Raw genomic sequence first — 16,994 nt, 5'->3', positions numbered from 1 at the left:
ATCAGTTTCTTTCCTGAAGCGAACGTTCGTAGGACTCGCGCGCCGCCCGCACTTCGGCACGGGCGGAAACTTCCGGCACCGCCACATCCCACCAGTGGCCGCCATGGGGCGTGGAGGGGTAGGGATCGGTGTCAATGACCACCACAAACGGGCCGCTCGCCATCTTCGCTTCGGCAAGAGCTGCCTCAAGTTCGGCGATGGACCCGGCCTTCACCGCCTTCGCCCCCATGGCACCTGCATGGGCCACGAAGTCGATATGGCTGGGGTTGGTGTGGTTGGTGTGGTCGAGAAGGTTGTTGAACTCGGCTCCGCCGGTGCCCATCTGCAGCCGGTTGATGCAGCCGTAGCCCCGGTTGTCGGTGATGACGACCGTTATCTTCTGGCCCAGCATCACGGCGCTGGCGAGTTCGGAATTCATCATCATGTAGCTGCCGTCACCGACCATGCAGATAACGTCGCGCTCCGGCTCCGCCATCTTGATGCCCAGCGCTCCGGCAATCTCGTAGCCCATGCAGGAGAAGCCGTATTCCATGTGATAGGACATGGGGCGGCTCGCCTTCCACAGCTTGTGCAACTCGCCTGGCATGGTACCGGCAGCACACATGACCACCGTATCAGGACCAGCTGCACGCTGCACGGCGCCAATCACCTGCTGGTCCGTGGGCAGGCCGTTTGCATCCGCTTCCGGAGCAGCCGTCAGCGGATCGACCTTGGCAAACCAGTCCGCCTTGAGGCTTGCGGCAATGGCCGGGCCCTTGTGGGCACCCAGCTGCGCAGACAACTCGCCAAGGCAGACGCGGGCATCGCCCTGCAGCGGCACTGCGCCATGCTTCATGGCGTCATAGGCGGCGACGTTGATGGATACGAGCTTGCGCGCCGGATTGCGGAACAGGCCCCAGGAGCCGGTGGTGAAATCCTGAAAGCGCGTGCCAACACCGACGACGAGATCGGCATCCTTCGCGGCACTGTTGGCGCTTTCCGATCCGGTAACACCAACGGGACCAAGGTTGAGCGGATGATCCCACGGCAGGGCCGACTTGCCCGCCTGGCTTTCCACCACCGGAATCTGATGCGCCTCGGCAAAGGCCTTCAGCGCTTCCGTGGCGCCGGAATAATGCACGCCGCCGCCTGCGATCAGCACAGGCTTCTTCGCGGCGCGGATCAGGGCCACCACTTCGGCCAGTTCCGCCTCGTCCGGGCGCTGGCGGCGCTGGCGCCAGACGCGGGGAGCAAAGAACTCTTCCGGCCAGTCATAGGCTTCCGCCTGCACATCCTGGCAGAAAGCCAGCGTGACCGGGCCGCAATCAGCCGGATCGGTCATCACCGCCATGGCACGCGGCAGGGCCGTCAGCAGCTGCTCGGGCCGCATGATGCGGTCGAAATAGCGCGAGACCGGGCGGAAGCAGTCGTTGGCGCTGATCGTGCCATCGCCGAAGTCCTCGATCTGCTGCAGCACCGGGTCCGGCCCGCGGTTGGCGAAGACATCGCCCGGCACGAACAGCACCGGCAGCCGGTTGACATGGGCGAGCGCAGCCGCCGTCACCATGTTGGTGGCGCCGGGACCGATGGAAGAAGTCACCGCCATGGCACGGCGGCGGCCAAGCTGCTTGGCATAGGCGATGGCCGCATGGGCCATGCCCTGCTCGTTGTGGCCGCGCCACGTGGGCAGCGTGTCGCGCACGCCGTACAGCGCTTCACCCATACCGGCCACATTGCCATGGCCGAAAATGGCCCAGACCCCGGCGATAAAGGGCACGCCTTCCTCGGTCATCTGGCTGGAAAGCCAGCGCACCATGGCCTGGGCGGCGGTCAGTCTTACCTTGCTCATGCCGCAACTCCCGTTGCACCGCGTGCCGCATCCCATGTGGCGGACAGGCGGGCGAATTTTCCGGCCATCTGAGCGATGGCCTCAGCATCCGTCATCGTTCCGGCGAGCCAGCCACGTGCTGCCTCGCTGTAGATGGTGCGCCCCACGGCAAAGCCCTTGACGAGATCATGCTGCGCGGCCGTTGCAAAGCAGGCCGCAAGCTCGTCTTCCGGAGCGTCAAGACCCAGCACCACGATGCCGCGCACACGCGGATCATAGGCCTTGATCATGTCACAGGTGCGCTTCCAGGCCGCATCGGAGCGCATTGGCTCCAGCTTCCACCAGTCCGGATAAACACCGAGCTTGTAAAAGCGCTCGATGATGCGGGCGGTCGTTTCATCATCCACCGGACCGACCTTGGAGGGGATGACTTCCAGCAGGAATTCCAGCCGGTTGCGGCGGGCGGCGGCAAACAGGCGCTGGATCACCGCTTCCTGCTCGGCCCAGAGGGCCGCATCGTCATCCGGGTGGCAGAAGCACAGAACCTTGACCACATGCTCCAGCGGCCATTCGGTGAGCCCGCCATAATCCGGCCCCAGCTCCGGCTCCAGCGTCAGCGGGCGCGAGCCGGGCCACTCGACCGGACGGCCGATCCACAGCCCCTTGCCGGCCGCCTGATGCAGCGCATCTCGGCCGAGGCGATTGTCGCACAGAAGACCGTACCCGGTCTTTCCAGCAGCAACTTCTTCCACGGCAGCAAGACACAGCTTCTTGAAGGCGCCAATTTTCTCCGGCGTTGCCCCCGGCAGCTCCTCCATCTGGCGGCGGTGGTCGAAGGCAAAAACATGCATCGACGGCCAGTCATAGGAGCGGTTGGTGGACCAGTGCACCTGCTCCAGTTCAGCGTCCTTGCGCAGCACAGGCGTGACGACGCCGCGCTTCAGGAAGAACTGCAGCTCCTCCCAGGACGGATAGGCCGGCGTGCAGCCATGACGCGACACGGCAAAGGCACCGCAGGCATTGGCATAGGTCAGCGCACGCGGCCAGGTTTCGCCGTCGAGCCAGCCCTTCAGCAGGCCCGCCATGAAGCCGTCACCCGCGCCCAGCACGTTGAATACCTCGATGGGAAAGCCCGGTCCTGCCTCGCCTTCATCCAGCGTATCGGGAATGGCACCGGCAAAGGCGGCAGCGCCCATGGGGCCGCGCTTGCAGATCAGCGTCGCCCCTGTCAGCGCCCGCACGGCACGCAGAGCCTCTATGGTGTTGGTGGAGCCGCCTGCAATGTGGAATTCCTCTTCCGTGCCGACGATCAGATCGAACAGGGGAAGGTGCTGCTGCAAACGTGCCGTCACCTTGGCCGAAGCAATGAAGCGGTTTTCGCCGTCGCCATGGCCGGACAAGCCCCAGAGGTTGGGACGGTAGTCAATGTCGAGCGCCGTCTGGCCACCGCTTTCGCGGGCAAGGCGCAGGGCCTTCAGCACGGCAGCTTCGGTGCGTGGATGGGACAGGTGCGTGCCGGTGGCAACAACAGCCCTTGCGCTGGCGATGAAGGCGGGGTCGATGTCGTCCTCGCAGATCGCCATGTCGGCGCAGTTCTCGCGGTAGAAGATCAGCGGGAATTGCTTGTCGTCACGGATGCCCAGCAGCACGAGGGCGGTGAGGCGTTCCGGGTCGGTTTTCACACCCGTCACATCCACGCCCTCGCGCTCCAGCTGTTCGCGGATGAAGCGGCCCATGTGCTCATCCCCCACTCGGGTAATGAGGCCAGCCTTGAGGCCAAGCCGCGCAGAACCGGCGGCAATGTTGGTGGGCGAGCCTCCGATATATTTCTGGAAGCTGCCCATATCCTCAAGACGGCCGCCCACCTGGGAGCCATAGAGATCGACCGACGACCGGCCGATGGTGATGAGATCGAGGGTCTTGCTCATCCGCGTTGGTCCTTCAGCCCGTGATTTCCGAGAGGCGCACGGCACGCCCTTCCGCGACCGACTTCAGCGCAGCTTCCGCCAGCGCCAGCGCCTTCAGCCCGTCCTCACCCGTGGTGGGCGGCACGGTGCGGTCCGTCACAGCCTTGATGAAGGCGGTGATTTCGGCGGCATAGGCTGCCGTGTAGCGGGTCATGAAGAAGTCGAGCAGCGGCGGCTTGTGATAGCCGCTAGCATCGGCCACCTCGATGTTGGCTTCGCGCAGGTTCTCTGCAGCCACCATGCCCTTGGCGCCCAGCACCTCGATGCGCTGGTCATAGCCATAGACCGCCCGGCGGGTGTTGGTGATGATCGCCTGACGGCCCGAAGCGGTGCGCAGGATGATGTTGACACTGTCAAAGTCACCGCGCTTGCCGATTTCCGGATCGACCAGAACGGAGGCAGAGGCCATCACCGTTTCCACTTCCTCGCCCAGCAGCCAGCGGGCCACGTCGAAGTCATGGATGGTCATATCGCGGAAGATGCCGCCCGAACGGGAGATATACTCATACGGAGGGGGCGAAGGATCGCGGGAGGTGATCGTCACCATCTCCACATCGCCAATGCGGCCGCTGTCGATAGTGGCCTTGAGCGCGGCGAAATGCGGATCGAAGCGGCGGTTGAAGCCGACCATCAGCGTGGCGCCGGTTTCCTTCACCGTCTTCAGGCAGTCCTTGACGCGCTGGACGTTCAGGTCCACCGGCTTTTCGCAGAAGATGCCCTTGCCGGCGCGGGCGAAGCGCTCGATCAGGTCTGCGTGGGTATCGGTCGGGGTGCAGATGATGACGGCATCCACATCCTTTGCCGCTTCAATCTCGTCGATGGTGCGGATGGAGCAGCCATGCTCCGCCGCCAGCGACTGAGCTGCCGCAGCAACGGGATCGGCCACGGCAATCAGCGTGGCTCCTTCCGTTGCGGCGATCGCCTTGGCATGGACGCGGCCAATCCGCCCTGCCCCCAATACTGCGAAACGCATTGTCATGTCGGTCTTTCCTAAATTAACCCGCAACACCTCAGATCGTGCCGCCGAGCGAACCCTCAAGTTCAGCCAGTTCCTTGCCGCCCGCCATCAGGTCCTGCAATTCTTCCGGCTTGATTTCCCCGCGTTTTGCGGTGCCCAGCGTCTTGCCACGGTTCAGCACGGTGAACCGGTCGCCCACGGCCATGGCATGGCGCACATTGTGGGTGATGAAGACGACACCAATCCCGCGCTTGCGCACCTTGTCGATGGTTGCCAGCACGTTGGAGGTCTGACGCACGCCGAGCGCGGAAGTCGGCTCGTCGAGGATCAGCACCTTGGCGCCGAAGTAGACCGCACGGGCGATGGCCACCGTCTGGCGCTCGCCGCCCGAGAGCGTGCCGACGGCCTGTTCCGGCTCGCGCAGGTGAATGCCCATGTTGGCCATTTCCTCCAGCGTCACCCGGTTTGCCTTTTCGAAGTCGATGAAGCGGAACGGGCCGAACTTCTTCTCCGGCTCACGGCCCATCCAGAAGTTCCGGGTGACCGACATCAGCGGGATCATGGCCAGATCCTGATAGACCGTGGCAATGCCTGCGCCCATGGCGTCACGCGGGCTGTTGAAGACCGTGGCGTTGCCATCCACCAGGATCTCGCCCTTGGTCGGCTTGTGCACGCCAGCCATGGTCTTGATGAAGGTGGATTTGCCGGCGCCATTGTCGCCCAGCAGGCAGTGGCATTCTCCGGCCTTCACGTCGAAGCTGACGCCAGCCAGCGCGATCACGGGGCCGAAGTGCTTTTCAATGTTGCGCAGTTCGATGAGCGGGGCGGACATCAGCGTTCTCCCGTGATCATGCGGCGGATGTAGGTGTTGAGGATCACGGCGAGGATCAGGATCGTGCCGAGGAACACCCGGAAGAGCGAGCTTTCAGCGCCCGAGAAGAAAAGGCCCTGCTGCACCACGCCGAAGATGATGGCGCCCAGCGCGGCACCGATGACCGAGCCATAGCCGCCGGTCAGCAATGCACCGCCGATGACCACGCAGATGATGGCTTCGAATTCCTTCAACAGGCCACGGTCCGCTGCAGCCGAACCGAATTCGATCACCTGGCAGGTGGCAAACACGGTGGCGCAGAAGGCGGTGAACATGAACATGAGCACCTTCACCCGGTTGACCGGCACACCCACATAGCGGGCCGCCTGCGCATCACCGCCAGAGGCGAAGATCCAGTTGCCGAACTTGGTGCGGGTGAGAAGGATGTGACCGAAGGCAACCAAAACCAGCGCCCAGACCACAAGCATCGGCACGCCTTCGACCACCGGCAGCCCGGCCTTGGGACCGGCCACAAACTTGCCGACAAGGCCGAGATCCGCGAACCAGACAAAGAGATCCTTCAGGATGACGCCGCCGAAGAGGAAGGCGAGCCAGTCGTTTGCGGCCAGTTCCTTGACGCCGCCGATGATGGTCTGGCGGGTGGTGAGGATCGACAGCCAGATGGTGAGGCCGCGCAGGATGTAGAGGAAGGCCAGCGTCACGATGAAGGATGGCAGCCCGGTCTTGATCACCAGCATGCCGTTGAGCCAGCCCAGCGCCACACAGATGACGAAGGCAGCAATGATGGCCGCCCAGATGGGCCAGCCCAGCTTGACGCTGAGAATGGCAATCACGATGCCGGCAAAGCCGATCATGGAGCCCACGGAGAGGTCGAATTCACCGGAGATCATCAGCAGGCAGGCGCCCACGGCGATGATGGCAAACTGTGCGGACACCACAGTCCAGTTCATGATGCCTTCCGGCGCAAACATGCCGGAATTGCCCGCGATCAGAAGGAAGAAAAGGAAGACCAGAACGGTGCCGGTGGTCGCACCCAGCTCGGGCCGGATCATGGCACGGCGCAGGGCCGAGACCTGCTTGATGCGCTCGTCCGTCATGAGTTGCCTCGATTTTCAGGAAACGTCAGTTGCAAGGGGCCGGGGCGCTTTCACACCGCCCCGGCCGGGGCTGGAACTTCAGCTCAGGTCAGCCGCTCAGCGGTACTGACCGGCGTACTTCTCAACCAGTGCGATGTTGTCCTTGGTGACAAAGCCCGGGCCCGAGTTGATCGAGTTGCCCGGAACGACGCCATAGCGGGCGTAGTTGGTGAGGATCACCACCGGCAGATACCCCTGCAGATAGGGCTGCTGGTCGATGGCAAAGTTGATGGTGCCAGCCTTGATGGCATTGGCGATTTCCGGCGACAGATCGAAGGTGCCGAAGAAGATCTGGCCAGCCTTGCCCGACTGTTCCAGCGCAGCGAGCGTCGGATGGGCCGAGGTGGGGCCGAGGGCGAGGATCGCACCCGTGTCCGGGTTGGTCTGCAGATAGGCCGAGACCTTGTTCTGGATTTCGGACGGATCCTGACCGGCGTCGATCATCTGGTTGCCGAGTTCCACGCCAAGAGCAGCGGCAAAGCCCTGGCAGCGCTCCACGGAGGCCGGGTTGGTGATGTAATGGTTCACACACAGGAACGACTTGGCACCGGCTGCCTTGGCCTTTTCGCCCGCGCCGAAGCCTGCGTCATATTCCGGCTGGCCCACATGCAGCAGCGCGCCAAGCTTCTTGGACTGCTCGACGGTGCCGGAGTTGATGGTGATGACCGGAATGCCCTTGGCCACCGCGTTGGAAATCGGGCCGGACAGCACGTCATAGTCAGCGATGGTGACAATGATACCGTTCGGGTTGGATGCAGCCGCCTGCTCCACGATACGGGCCATGTCGGCAAGGTCACCGGTCGGCGGGTTGCGGTATTCGACGCTGACCTTCATCTGGTCACCGGCAACGGCGATGGCATTCTTGATGGTGTTCCACCAGCTGTCACTGTCCGGCGCATGGCTGACCAGGACGAACTTTTCGCCTTCAGCAGCAGCCGGAGCAGACAGGCCAGCCACGGCGATGGCCACAGCGGCAATGGCGGTAAGCGCTTTTCTCATCATAACCTCCCAGAGTGCGGATCCGCCGGCTCCCCCGGCGGAGTCCCGGCCCGGATATGTCCGGGCTTCGGGTGTGGAATATTCATTCCATTTTGAGATTTGATGCAACAGTTTTTTTATGGTGCGGCTTTTCGTCCGGCACCAACGGCCACCGCCAGCGTGATGGCGAGCGACAGCGTCGCGGACAATGCGCGGAAGGCGCCGAAATCCACTTCAGCCACACTCAGCACCGTGGCATCCAGCTTTTGCAGAGGGCTCATCACGGTGTCGGTGATGGCGATGACGGGCACATCCTGGCTGCGGGCAAACTCAGCCAGTTCCACCGTTTCCCCGCTGTATGGCGGGAAAGTGATGGCCACCAGCGCATCCCCCGGACGGATGGCATGGCGGTGATCGAGCTTGCCCACGCCATCATGCAGAAATGCCGGAACATCCATTTTTTCAAAGGCATATGCGAGATACGAGGCCACCGGGAAGGCACGGCGCAGGCCGACGAGATGCACCATTCCGGCTTCGGAAAGGATCTTCACCGCCCGGTCCAGATTACGGCTATCGATGCTGCTGGCGAGATTTTCCAGCGACATACGCCCCGCATCAATAAACTCCGCCAATAGAGCAGAAGGACTGCCCGCGCCGCTTTCGCGCAAGTTCCTGAGCCGCGTGGCATAGTCCGGCCAGCCCTGCGCATAGGCATCACGGAAAAGGCGTTGCATCTCCGAATAACCGGAAAAGCCAAGGATCTTGCAAAATCGCATCAGCGCCGAAGGCTGGACACCGGCCGCAAGCGCCATCTCCGCTACGGTGGAGACGGCGATCCGGTCCGTATTCGCCGCCAGATATTCCGCGCATTGGCGCAGGCGTTTTGGCAGCGTTTCTGCCGCTTCCAGCAACCGGGCATGGAAGGCTTCGATGGTGCGCGGGGCCGAGGAGTGCGACATTGTTGTTTTTGCCAGTTATTTGATCCTGCTTGACAAAACAGGATAGCCGCAGGATGACATGAATGGAACAAAAATTCCATTTTGTTTCGGGAGGAATTCGATGACATTGGGGATTGGCCTGATCGGTACAGGCTTCATGGGCAAGGCGCATGCGCTTGCCTGGCGCAATGCCCGCGCCGTCATGGGCGATGTGCAGGATGTGCGGCTGGAGGTGCTGTGCGACACGCCGGAGGACAAGGCCGCCGCCTTTGCCAGCCAGTTCGGCTTTGCCCGCTCCACCGGAGACTGGCAGGCGCTGGTCAATGACCCGAAGGTGGATGTGGTGTCGATCACCACGCCAAACCGTTTCCACAAGGAGATGGCGATTGCCGCTCTGGAGGCGGGCAAGCATGTGTGGTGCGAGAAGCCGATGGGCCTGACGCTTGCGGAAGCTGAAGAGATGGCCGCCGCAGCCGCCCGCTCCGGCAAGCTTACCATGACGGGCTACAACTACACCCGCAATCCCGCCTATCGCCATGCGCAAAAGCTAGTGCAGGAAGGCCGCATTGGCCGCATCGTGCATGTACGCGGCGCGGTGGACGAGGACTATCAGGCCGACCCGGACCTGCCCTGGACCTGGCGGGCGAAGCTCGGCGAGGCGGGCCTTGGCGCGTTGGGGGATATCGGCTGTCACCTGATCAGCCTGCTCTGCGGCATCTGCGGCCCCATCGAAAGCCTCATCGCCGACATGCAGACCGTGCACGAAACCCGCCCCCTGCCCGATGGCACCGGCCGGGGCAAGGTGGAAAACGAGGATACGGCCACGGCCATCCTGCGCTTTGCCAATGGCGCGCAGGGCTCCTTCGCCGCCTCCCGCTCTGCCTGGGGGCGCAAGAACCGGCTTGGCTTCGAGATCCACGGCACCGAGGGCATGATCATCTATGATCAGGAGCGGATGAACGAGTTGCAGCTCTTCGTCAACGAGGGTCCGAAAGCCGAGCAGGGCTTCCGCACCATCCTCACCGGGCCGGACCACGATGTCTACGGCGCCTTCTGCCCTGCCCCCGGCCACCAGATCGGCTTCAACGACCTGAAAATCATCGAGGCTGCCGATTTCTTGCGCGCCATCGAAACCGGCACCCGCCCCTGGCCGGATTTCGCAGCCGCACTGGAATTCGAAAAGGTCATCCACGCTATTGCGGAAGCCGCCCGCAGCGGCACGCGGGTGAGCGTGTAAGATCAACAAAAAGGCCGGAGCAGAGTATGCTCCGGCCCATATCTTTCAGTGGCTTACAGCCCCGTCCACACTCCGCCCGCAGATGACGAGCGGATGCAGGCGCCGATGAAGCGCAGGCCGGCAAGCCCGTCACTGAGGCCCGGCAGATGATCCGGCAGGGCCACTGGCCGGCCATTGCGGGCGGCACGGATAGCAACCGCCGCCTCACGATAGATTGTCGCGAAAGCTTCGAGATAGCCCTCCGGATGGCCCGAGGGCACACGCGTTACGGCAGCCGCTGCCGGTCCCGCGCCCGCCCCGCCGCGTGTCAGCCGCCGGCGCGGCTCGCCGAAGGGGTGAACCACAGATGGTTGGGGTTCTCCTGCTCCCATTCCAGCCCGCCCTTGTCGCCATAGACGCGCAGACGCAGGCCGTTCTCGTTGCCCGGCGCAACCTGACTGGCCCAGAGCATGCCGCGTGCGCCGCCGGCAAACCGCAGCAGCACGTTGACATTGTCATCCACCCGGCGCCCCGGAACGAAGGTGCTGAGATCGGCCAGAACTTGCGAAGGGGCAAGCTGCGTCACGAAAGTGGCCAGCTGGAATGCATGAGTGCCGATGTCGCCGATGCAGCCGCCCGCGCCTGAGCGGGCCGGATCGGTGCGCCAGGAGGCCTGCTTCTGGCCGCTTTCCTCCACCGCTTCGGTCAGCCAGTCCTGCGGATATTCCACCTGCACCACGCGCAAGGTGCCAAGCTCGCCATTGGCGATCATTTCCCGCGCCTGCCGCACCATGGGATAGGCGGAATAATTGTGCGTGAGCACGAACAATCGCCCGCTTGCCTGCCCCAGCTTCACCAGCTCTTCCGCATCCTCCAGCGTGGAGGTCAGCGGCTTGTCGCAGATGACGTGGATGCCTGCATTGATAAAGGCTCGGGCCACCGGAAAATGCAGGTGGTTGGGCGTGACAATAGACACCGCCTCGATACCATCCGGCCTTGCCGCTTCCGCTATGGCCATCGCCTCAAAGCTGGCATAGCAGCGCTCCGGATCAAGCCCCAGCTCGCTGCCGGACTGGCGCGCCCGCTCCGGGTCCGAAGAGAGAGCCCCAGCCACGAGATCAAAGTCACCATCCAGCCTTGCGGCCATGCGGTGGACGGCACCGATGAAGCCGCCCTGCCCGCCGCCAACCATGCCGAGGCGCACACGGGCGCCATGTCCCGTATCGCCCCTTGCTTCAATTGCCATGTTCCCATCCTCCCTCAGCCAGCCGTTGCCGGGGCAAGGCCCAGCATGCGCCGGTTCGCGGCGTCATCCGCACCGCTGGCAGCAAAGTCATCGAAGGCCTTTTCCGTTACCCGGATGATGTGGTCTGCGATGAAAGGCGCACCTTCGGCAGCACCATCTTCCGGGTGCTTGAGGCAGCATTCCCATTCCAGCACGGCCCAGCTGTCATAGCCATGCGCCGTCAGGCGCGAGAAGACGCCGGAGAAATCCACCTGTCCGTCACCCAGCGAGCGGAAACGCCCGGCACGGTTGATCCACGGCTGATAGCCGGAATAGACGCCCTGCCGCCCGTCCGGATTGAACTCGGCGTCCTTCACGTGGAAGGCGCGGATACGCTCGTGGTAAATGTCGATGAACGCCAGATAATCGAGCTGCATCAGCACGAAATGCGAAGGGTCATAGTTGATGCAGCAGCGCGGATGCCCGCCGACACGCTCAAGGAACATCTCGAAGCTGGCACCATCGAAGATGTCTTCACCCGGGTGGATTTCGTAGCACAGGTCAACGCCCGCCTCATCATAGGCATCCAGAATGGGCCGCCAGCGCCGGGCGAGTTCGTCAAAGGCCGTCTCGATCAAGCCCGCAGGCCGCTGCGGCCAGGGATAGACATACGGCCAGGCCAGTGCGCCGGAGAAACTGACACTGGCATTGAGGCCGAGATGGCGCGAGGCCTTGGCCGCCTTCAGCATCTGATCCACCGCCCACGCCTGCCGCGCGGCCGGATTGCCATGCACCGCTGACGGGGCAAAACCATCGAATGGCACATCGTAGGCAGGATGAACGGCGACCAGCTGCCCCTGAAGATGCGTTGAAAGCTCGGTGATCTCAACGCCGGCTTCCCGGCATATGCCCGCTATGTCATCGCAATAACCAGGAGAGGCTGCGGCCTTGTCCAGATCGAACAGGCGGCTGTCCCAGGTTGGAATCTGAACCCCGCGATAGCCGAGGTCCGCCGCCCAGTTCACAATGGACTTGAGCGAGTTGAACGGCGCCGTATCCCCGGCGAACTGGGCCAGAAACAGACCCGGACCCTTCATCGTTTTCATGCGCACCTCCCGAGCGATGACAAAATCCCCTGGTCCGGCACTTCACCTGCTTGCAGGAAGAGCCGGGGTTGGCGTGCTGGAACATGTTTCTGCATTTCATCCGGCAGGGGTAACGCGGATGCAAGCCGTGGATTATCATGCTCCAGACGGCCTACCGGGCTTATGTAAACCTTTTTATTGGCGCTGTAAACATTTACAGACGCAATATTGCAAGGCATAGGTCTGGGGTTGCAGGCGCGCCGTAGAAGACTGCGGATGCGAAAGACCGGGAGCCAGCATGCAGAGCAAGACCGCCACGATCGAGGACGTTGCGCGCCTCGCCGGTGTTTCCATTGCCACCGTAAGCCGTGCACTGCACCATCCGGCAAAGGTGGCGGAAGCCACACGCAAGAAGGTGCTGGCCGCCATCGACAGCACCGGCTTTACCGCCAATGCCATGGCGCAAAGCCTGCGGCTGAAAAGCACGCGCATGATCCTCGTCATCGTGCCCGACATCGGCAACACGTTCTTCGCCAGCATCCTGCGCGGGCTGGAAGCGGTGGCGCAGCAGCGCGGCTATGGCCTGCTCATCGGCAACAGCGAAAACGATCCTGCCATCGAGGAAACCTACGTCTCCTATCTGCGTTCCGGCAAGGTGGACGGGCTGGTCCTTCTCTCCGGCCGCCTTCCCTGGCCTGCGGGCAGCATTCCGGCCAATCCGCCGCCGATGATTTCGGTCTGCGAGGAAATCGAAATGCCTGGCCTGCCCTTCATCGGCATCGACAACATGGCCGCAGCACGGCTCGCCACGGAGCATCTGATTGCTGCGGGTCACCGCCGCATTGCCTATGTGGCAGGCCCGGCCCGCAACATCCTCACGCGCCAGCGGCAGGAAGGTTATGCCGCAGCACTTGCAGCAGCCGGTATTCCGCTCGACCCCGCCCTGCTGCTGCCAGGCGATTTTTCCATCGAAAGTGGCGTCAGCGCCGCCGCCGGCATGGACAGCATGAAGGAGGCCCCGACGGCTTTCTTCTGCGCCAATGACGAGATGGCCATCGGCGTGATCATGGAACTGACCCGGCGCGGCCTGAAGGTGCCGGAAGATGTGGCGGTGATGGGCTTCGATGACATCCAGTTCTCCAGTTGCACCAATCCACCGCTGACCACCGTACGCCAGCCCCGCCGCGAGATCGGCGAGGAAGCCATGGGCGTGCTGCTGGACCTGATCGAAACCGGCACCGCTCCGGCCCTGCACCGGGTTCTGCCGGTGGAACTCATCGTGCGCGGCAGCACGGGAACACCTGACAGCGCAAGGTGACCGCGCAAGCAGACAGCAGGCACTAAGCCGCCCCACACCTATTCGCCAGCAGGCACTAAGCCGCCCTGGCCAAGCGCAGCGCGAGCCGGGCCTGTTTGCTTGCAGAGAGGCGCGTTGCCACAGGCATTTCGGCAAGCTCCCGCCCGAAACCAGAGGCTTCACCGGAGGCAATCTTTACCGCTCGTGGAGTGAGTGGACCCTGGGGGCTGCGCTTCTACATCGGGAGCACCTCAGCTGTCCGCCGCGTTGCTGCGGCCTGCCCCTTGCCGCTACATCAACCCTCCCGGTTGTCCCTCCCCAAATTTACCCTTTCAAGCGGCGCAAGCCTGTGCTATGAATTTTAATGTAAACGATTACAGAAGATCCAAAGAGACAATGAAATCGTTTCAATGGGAGGAGATCATATGAAAAAGTTTCATCGCACCCTAATGGCGACAGCGGTCTGCGTTGCCATGCCCATGGCAGGACAGGCCGCAGAGATGAAGGCGGAAGTGCTGCATTGGTGGACGTCGGGGGAGAGTCCGAAGCCATCAAGGTATTCGCGGACGCCTTCAAAGCAAAGGGTGGCGAGTGGGTGGACTCCGCCATTGCCGGTGGCCCCAACGCACGTACCGCAGGCATTAATCGCATCGTCGGTGGCAATCCCCCGACTGTGATGCAGTTCAACACCGGCCTTCAGTTCGACGAACTGGTCGCAACCGGCATGCTGAGCCCGCTGGACGAGATCGCGGAAGCCAACAAGTGGCGTGACGTTCTGCCGCCGGACATCGTGACCGCAACAACCCGTGATGGCAGCTTTTATGCGGTTCCGGTCAATATCCATGGCCAGAACTGGCTCTGGTACAATCCCGAAGCACTCGCCAAGGCCGGTGTCGAGCCGCCCAAGACCTTTGCCGAAGTGATCGCCGCAGGAACAAAGCTGCGTGAGGCAGGTATTGTGCCCTTCGGCCACGGCGGCCAGAACTGGCAGGACCATCTGCTCTTTGATGCCGTCCTGCTGGCGGAAGCGGGCAAGGACGTGTTCCACAAGGTCTATGCTGACCGCGATACGGATGCTGCAAAAAGCGAAGGCTTCCGCAAGGCTGCCGAAACTTTTGCCGCCCTGCGCGCATTGACCGACGAAGGCAGCCCCGGCCGCAACTGGAACGACACCACCAGCATGGTGATTACTGGCAAGGCGGCCATGCAGGTCATGGGCGACTGGGCCAAGGGCGAATTCACGGCGGCCGGCCTGACGGCCGGCAAGGACTTCGGCTGTACCGTCATGCCCGGCGGCTATGTGATGGGCGGTGACGTCTTCGTCTTCCCAAAAATCAGCGACAAGGGCGCCCAGGAAGCACAGGCCACCATGGCCACGCTGATGCTCGCACCCGAAACCCAGGTCACCTTCAACACGAAGAAGGGCTCGGTTCCGGTCAGACTGGATGTGGATGTGAGCGGCATGGACAGCTGCGCACAGACTGGCATGGCCGCCCTGAAAGACCCGCAACAGCAGGTGCCCAGCATCAACTTCATCGCATCGCCTGACCTTGTCGGTGCGACCCGCGATGTGGTGACCCAGTTCTGGAGCACCCCGTCCATGACCCCGGATGACTTCATCGACCGGTTCATCTCTGCGATGCAATCGGCCGGCTGAACCGGACAAGATTCCGGCGGGCTCCGGCGTGCCCAGGCATCATTGCCGGAGCCTGCAGACCGGAACTCATCAAGGGGTATGTAACCATGACCATAGCTCTACCGGCCGTCCGGCCGGAACGGGTGCGCACGCGCAGGCGGCGGAATCTGGCAGCCACGCTTGCCCTCGTTCCCACGGCACTCATCGTTCTGGTGGTCTTTGTAGGCTGCCTGCTCTGGACCATCCGCCTGTCCTTCACCAGTTCCAAGCTTCTGCCCGTTCTGGACTGGGTGGGCCTGCAGCAGTATTCTCGCCTGTTTGCCAATGAGCGCTTTCTGCTCTCGGTCGAGAATATCGCCGTCTTCGGTGTGCTCTTCATCTCCGGATGCCTGATCCTCGGCTTTTTACTGGCCGTCTTCATTGATCAGAATGTGCGCGGTGAATCCGTGTTCCGCACCATCTTCCTCTATCCCTACGCCATGTCCTTCGTGGTCACCGGCCTTGCCTGGCAGTGGTTCCTCAACCCCACGCTCGGCCTGCAGCAGATCGTCCGCGATTTCGGGTTCACCAGCTTCCAGTTCGACTGGCTCGTCAATCCGGACATGGTCATCTACACGCTGGTGATTGCGGGCCTTTGGCATGGTGCAGGCCTTGTCATGTGCATCATGCTGGCGGGCCTGCGCGGCATTGATGCCGACCTGTGGAAGGCCGCCCGCATCGACGGCATTCCCGTCTGGCGCACCTATCTTTCGGTGGTGCTGCCGCTGCTCGGGCCTATGATCGTCACAGCTGTCGTTCTGCTCGCAACGGGCGTGGTCAAACTCTACGACCTCGTTGTCGCCATGACGCTCGGCGGCCCAGGCATTGCCTCCGAAGTGCCGGCCAAGTTCGTCATGGACCACTTCTTCGAGCGCAACAACATCGGCCTCGCCACAGCCGCCGCAACGGCAATGCTCGTCGCGGTCGCCAGCGTTCTCGCCCCCTGGGTCTATGCCCGCTACATCCGTCCGCAACAGGGGAGGCACGCATGAGCCAGACCGTTGTCCCCTCGGGCTGCAAGCCCCAGCGTCTCACACTCGCCCGCGCCGGCGTCTATGCTTTCCTTGTCATCAGCGCGCTCTACTTCCTGCTGCCGCTGTGGATCATGCTCATGACCTCGCTGAAGGACATGGAGGAGATCCGGCTCGGCAGCATCCTATCCTGGCCGAATGAGCTCACCTTCGAGCCGTGGCTCCACGCCTGGTCCTCGGCCTGTACTGGCCTCGATTGCTCCGGCATCAGCACCGGCTTCTGGAACTCGCTGAAAATTCTCGTGCCGTCGGTGTTCTTCTCGGTCGCCCTGGGCGCCGTCACGGGCTACGCGCTGTCCTTTTGGCGGGTCCGCGGCGCAAACCTGATGTTCGGCATCCTGTTGATCGGCGCTTTCGTGCCCTATCAGGTGTTCCTCTATCCGCTGGTCCGGATCTTCGCCACCACCGGCATCTACAACTCGCTCCTGTGCATCGTGCTGGTTCACGTCATCTTCGGCCTGCCGCTGATGACCCTCCTGTTCCGCAACTATTATGCGGGCCTGCCCATCGAGCTGTTCAAGGCGGCGCGTGTGGATGGCGGCGGCTTCTGGACGATCTTCCTGCGGGTGATCCTGCCCATGTCGACGCCCATCATCATCGTCGCCACCATCCTGCAGGTCACCGGCATCTGGAACGACTTCCTCTTCGGCCTCACCTTCGCCGGACGGGAGAACCTGCCGATGACGGTGCAGCTCAACAACATCGTCAATTCGACCCAGGGCGAGCGCGCCTACAACGTGGACATGGCCGCAACCATGCTCACCGCACTGGTTCCGCTCGCCGTCTATTTCCTCTCGGGACGCTGGTTCGTGCGGGGCATCGCCGCCGGCGCGGTCAAGGGATAACGCC

At 62.9% G+C, this 16,994-nt stretch carries 13 protein-coding genes and 1 pseudogene; 5 read left to right on the top strand and 9 right to left on the bottom strand.

Going from position 1 to position 16,994, the window contains the following annotated elements; translation table 11 throughout:
- Nucleotide 1: 1 nt before the first annotated feature.
- The 7 genes from iolD to ACQB61_RS01585 all read right to left on the bottom strand — a co-directional run bounded on the left by iolD (nucleotide 2) and on the right by ACQB61_RS01585 (nucleotide 8,637).
- Complete coding sequence (gene iolD / locus ACQB61_RS01615) at nucleotides 2-1,828, bottom strand: 3D-(3,5/4)-trihydroxycyclohexane-1,2-dione acylhydrolase (decyclizing) (RefSeq protein ID WP_430511210.1); 1,827 nt, start codon at nucleotides 1,826-1,828, stop codon at nucleotides 2-4.
- Nucleotides 1,825-3,735: a bifunctional 5-dehydro-2-deoxygluconokinase/5-dehydro-2-deoxyphosphogluconate aldolase gene (locus ACQB61_RS01610; protein ID WP_430511209.1), complete on the bottom strand. Its 1,911-nt coding sequence runs from the start codon at nucleotides 3,733-3,735 to the stop codon at nucleotides 1,825-1,827. The genes iolD and ACQB61_RS01610 overlap by 4 nt, the downstream gene beginning before the upstream one ends.
- 13 nt (nucleotides 3,736-3,748) lie before the next feature.
- Nucleotides 3,749-4,753, bottom strand: coding sequence for an inositol 2-dehydrogenase (iolG, locus tag ACQB61_RS01605; RefSeq protein ID WP_430511208.1), 1,005 nt, complete (start codon nucleotides 4,751-4,753; stop codon nucleotides 3,749-3,751).
- A gap of 31 nt (nucleotides 4,754-4,784) precedes the next feature.
- Nucleotides 4,785-5,564 (bottom strand): ATP-binding cassette domain-containing protein, encoded by a 780-nt coding sequence (locus ACQB61_RS01600; RefSeq protein WP_430511207.1) that lies wholly within the window; start codon nucleotides 5,562-5,564, stop codon nucleotides 4,785-4,787.
- Complete coding sequence (locus ACQB61_RS01595) at nucleotides 5,564-6,661, bottom strand: ABC transporter permease (RefSeq protein WP_430511206.1); 1,098 nt, start codon at nucleotides 6,659-6,661, stop codon at nucleotides 5,564-5,566. The genes ACQB61_RS01600 and ACQB61_RS01595 overlap by 1 nt, the downstream gene beginning before the upstream one ends.
- 96 nt (nucleotides 6,662-6,757) lie before the next feature.
- The gene (locus tag ACQB61_RS01590; protein ID WP_430511205.1) at nucleotides 6,758-7,699 is read right to left on the bottom strand and encodes a sugar ABC transporter substrate-binding protein; all 942 of its coding nucleotides are present in this window, start codon (nucleotides 7,697-7,699) and stop codon (nucleotides 6,758-6,760) included.
- A gap of 116 nt (nucleotides 7,700-7,815) precedes the next feature.
- Nucleotides 7,816-8,637, bottom strand: coding sequence for a MurR/RpiR family transcriptional regulator (locus tag ACQB61_RS01585; RefSeq protein ID WP_430511204.1), 822 nt, complete (start codon nucleotides 8,635-8,637; stop codon nucleotides 7,816-7,818).
- Between the two features lie 100 nt (nucleotides 8,638-8,737).
- Here ACQB61_RS01585 and ACQB61_RS01580 point away from each other — a divergent pair, with 100 nt between their 5' ends.
- Complete coding sequence (locus ACQB61_RS01580; RefSeq protein ID WP_430511203.1) at nucleotides 8,738-9,853, top strand: Gfo/Idh/MocA family protein; 1,116 nt, start codon at nucleotides 8,738-8,740, stop codon at nucleotides 9,851-9,853.
- Between the two features lie 53 nt (nucleotides 9,854-9,906).
- On the opposite strand, the pseudogene ACQB61_RS01575 reads toward ACQB61_RS01580, so the two are convergent.
- Nucleotides 9,907-11,078: pseudogene (locus ACQB61_RS01575) on the bottom strand (Gfo/Idh/MocA family protein).
- 14 nt (nucleotides 11,079-11,092) lie between these two features.
- On the bottom strand, nucleotides 11,093-12,163 hold the full coding sequence (locus tag ACQB61_RS01570) for a sugar phosphate isomerase/epimerase family protein (protein WP_430511202.1): 1,071 nt from the start codon (nucleotides 12,161-12,163) through the stop codon (nucleotides 11,093-11,095).
- Between the two features lie 277 nt (nucleotides 12,164-12,440).
- Here ACQB61_RS01570 and ACQB61_RS01565 point away from each other — a divergent pair, with 277 nt between their 5' ends.
- The 4 genes from ACQB61_RS01565 to ACQB61_RS01550 all read left to right on the top strand — a co-directional run bounded on the left by ACQB61_RS01565 (nucleotide 12,441) and on the right by ACQB61_RS01550 (nucleotide 16,990).
- Nucleotides 12,441-13,460: a LacI family DNA-binding transcriptional regulator gene (locus ACQB61_RS01565; protein WP_430511201.1), complete on the top strand. Its 1,020-nt coding sequence runs from the start codon at nucleotides 12,441-12,443 to the stop codon at nucleotides 13,458-13,460.
- Between the two features lie 502 nt (nucleotides 13,461-13,962).
- Entirely contained in the window at nucleotides 13,963-15,096 is a 1,134-nt protein-coding gene (locus ACQB61_RS01560) for an ABC transporter substrate-binding protein (protein ID WP_430514258.1), read from the top strand.
- Between the two features lie 86 nt (nucleotides 15,097-15,182).
- Nucleotides 15,183-16,106 (top strand): carbohydrate ABC transporter permease, encoded by a 924-nt coding sequence (locus ACQB61_RS01555; RefSeq protein WP_430511200.1) that lies wholly within the window; start codon nucleotides 15,183-15,185, stop codon nucleotides 16,104-16,106.
- Nucleotides 16,103-16,990 carry a carbohydrate ABC transporter permease gene (locus ACQB61_RS01550; protein WP_430511199.1) on the top strand — a complete coding sequence of 296 codons (888 nt, stop codon included), beginning with the start codon at nucleotides 16,103-16,105 and terminating at the stop codon, nucleotides 16,988-16,990. Before ACQB61_RS01555 ends, ACQB61_RS01550 begins: the two co-directional genes overlap by 4 nt.
- Nucleotides 16,991-16,994: the final 4 nt, after the last annotated feature.

This window comes from Pannonibacter phragmitetus (genome assembly GCF_050510895.1).
Classification (GTDB): domain Bacteria; phylum Pseudomonadota; class Alphaproteobacteria; order Rhizobiales; family Stappiaceae; genus Pannonibacter; species Pannonibacter phragmitetus_B.
Note: the sequence above shows the minus strand (reverse complement) of the source record. Positions and strands in the feature narration are given on the sequence as shown.